At 33.0% G+C, this 2,604-nt stretch carries 4 protein-coding genes; 3 read left to right on the top strand and 1 reads right to left on the bottom strand.

Features of this window, described 5'->3' with window-relative positions:
• Nucleotides 1-378 precede the first annotated feature (378 nt).
• The 3 genes from ACXAC4_RS21610 (at nucleotide 379) to ACXAC4_RS21600 (ending at nucleotide 1,800) form a co-directional block, all read left to right on the top strand.
• On the top strand, nucleotides 379-594 hold the full coding sequence (locus ACXAC4_RS21610; protein ID WP_475165262.1) for a hypothetical protein: 216 nt from the start codon (nucleotides 379-381) through the stop codon (nucleotides 592-594).
• A gap of 532 nt (nucleotides 595-1,126) precedes the next feature.
• Complete coding sequence (locus ACXAC4_RS21605; protein ID WP_475165260.1) at nucleotides 1,127-1,393, top strand: hypothetical protein; 267 nt, start codon at nucleotides 1,127-1,129, stop codon at nucleotides 1,391-1,393.
• A gap of 68 nt (nucleotides 1,394-1,461) precedes the next feature.
• Nucleotides 1,462-1,800 (top strand): hypothetical protein, encoded by a 339-nt coding sequence (locus tag ACXAC4_RS21600; protein ID WP_475165258.1) that lies wholly within the window; start codon nucleotides 1,462-1,464, stop codon nucleotides 1,798-1,800.
• Between the two features lie 324 nt (nucleotides 1,801-2,124).
• Here ACXAC4_RS21600 and ACXAC4_RS21595 read toward each other — a convergent pair whose 3' ends face one another.
• Complete coding sequence (locus tag ACXAC4_RS21595; protein ID WP_475165263.1) at nucleotides 2,125-2,451, bottom strand: cytochrome b; 327 nt, start codon at nucleotides 2,449-2,451, stop codon at nucleotides 2,125-2,127.
• Nucleotides 2,452-2,604: the final 153 nt, after the last annotated feature.

Here is a 2,604-nt window from a genome sequence, read left to right as displayed (position 1 = left end):
AACGTGATATCTATTGTATTGTTCAGGGGTATGAATTTGAACCCGTTATAAGTTTCTTAGAAGAGTTAAGAGCAGAAGACGAGTCAAGATACGAAACAGATATGGTTAAGCTAATTATAGGTTAGATTAAACTAGGTATTCCAGTTTATTGACTCCTAATATCCTATTGGCACGTAGGTTTTAAATAGTTACAATATATCTTGGTCGTTATATTGTAGGAACAAGTCAATAAACTGTTAACCATAACGGGATAAGTCATTTAGACTTATCCTTTTATTTTTGGTTGAACTTGACAAATAAAGAAACATATGGTATAATATAAGAGTAAGCAAAATAAATCCTACAAGAGAGTAGGTAAGGAACAGGAGAGACTGTTAAATGAACAAAGTAGATGAAGTAAGACCAGTAGAGGAAGATGTAATTGTATTTAATTCAACAGGTAAGCTACATAAGGATAAAAACCTTTTAACTGAAAAGAGAACTAAAGTATTTGAGTTGATAACTTCTCTTAGAAATAGTTTAAAACCAGAAACCAAAGTCAAAAACATATTATTACAGAAAGTCAGTAAAATTAGATTTAGAACAAGCAGATAAAGATTCTAATTCTATGGAAGAATTAGATAAAGATATAAAACGTAGGGTTAGTCAGTTCAATACATTTGTTATGAACCGTCTGAAAAAGAGGGACTTTAGGACAGTATTATCCTTTTAGTGAGATAGAAGATTTAGACAAGTATAAATTTAAAGACATCAAATTTTTACGTAATAAAGTAATAGAAGAGTACAAAACAATTACGTTTACTTCTTTGTCAGGTGAAGAGTTAACAATAACAGAAGAAGAATATGAATTACATTCTCACCATATGAAGTTAAGTTCAAAAGGTAAACATCTATTTAGAGTATTAAACGAATTAGGTTATTGGATAGAAGACATGAGGGAGGAAGAAAGAATTCCTGTAATGTGGAAGACAATACCTTATATCCAGTTTGAAGATAATAAAACGTTTGTAGAGTTCAGTTTTAGTACATTATTTTCAGATATGGAAACAAAGACGAATATAATTATCAATCAACTTATAACTGAATTAGAGAAACAGAAGGTATCGAAGTTGTTAACTTATATTACATGAAATCTTATGCAAAATTCGGGGTATTGTGTGATAACGAACAGCTAACGGAGGTATTAGACTCTTTTGCTAGAAGTTATAAACGTAGTAGTTACTTAAAAGCAAAAACTTATGCAGTCGAGATTGATGCAACTGTTGATATTGGTAATGAAGATAAGGAAACAGTAGAGTTCTACAAAGTGTTAGAAGGTGAATACTTCAAACCTGTATATGATATGTTAGAACCTACAGATGAAACATTATTCGGATATAACGTATACTTGTAAAATACGTTTATCATAGATAAAGTCCTACAGAGGGTAGGCAAACTAAAGACAGAAGGGTCTGAATAGAAATGAATACAAATCAAAAAGAGACAAAGATAAGTAGCTTTGTTATTCTTCCGCAAGAAGGGATTAAAAATTTAGTAGATGCTATGAATAGGTCTCAACTGATTATGGAAACGTTAAGGGAAGTAAATAAAGAAAAACTGAAAGTTGATTTTAATACCTATCCTTTTAGAAAGCAATTTGAAATAGATGAAGACAAGTATAATGCAGATAAGAAACTAGCAAGTGAATATGATTTTGAACAAAATAGAAATTGTTCTAGGTTTTCTGTACTTTTACATTCGTTATTTAACCCTTTAAAGAATAAACATAGACTGTTTTTTAATAATAAAACACTGAACTGATTACGAAGGCTTATCTAAACAAGAAGTAATAGACAGGTTGTTTGAAGAAGGTAAAGGTTCGGTTACTTATACAGACCATAGAAGACGGGAAGTAACAGTAACAAAAGGAGATTTTGAAAGATTTCAATCTGTAAAACAAGCACATATACATGTAAAACGATTTGATACTTTTGTAGAGAAGAATAGGTTCTAGAGAGGTGCTGACTTCCGAAGGAGATTGACCTAGCTTAACCTTAGCAATACGTTATTGTACGTTACTTGGTTCAGTTACGTATTGCTAAGGTTAACGACGGTTAGATTCACCTCTTACACAGCACCTCCTAATTAAGCACGGCCTAACGTGCGCAGTAATGTCGTGTCTTTATCAAACGCATGATGCTTAATGGCACCCAGCATATGTAATGCAATCAGACCTGTTAACGCATAAGCAATATAAGAATGTGCAGCTTTAGCAACTACAAAAATAGTCTCATTGAAAGGTACTGCGCCATTCTCTGTATAGTTATTTGGCACTAAAGCCAGACCAAACACATCGATACCGTACCCACCAAAGCCTGAGTAAAGCATACCGCTTACTGGCATTAACAAGGTACCTATTAGTAAACCCCAATGGGCGAAATGAATGGCTTTCCTTAAGTGCCTCTGATGCATTGTCATCAGCAGGTAAGAAGCCTTTTTTAATACGGTAAATTGCACGTGGTAATACTAACAATAGAGCGATAACACCTAGCGCTTTGTGAATAGGATACAAGGACCAGGTGCTGTGTAAGAGGTGAATCTAACCGTCGTTAACCTTAGCAATAA

Source organism: Pseudoalteromonas sp. AWM4_233 (genome assembly GCF_056158285.1).
Note: the sequence above shows the minus strand (reverse complement) of the source record. Positions and strands in the feature narration are given on the sequence as shown.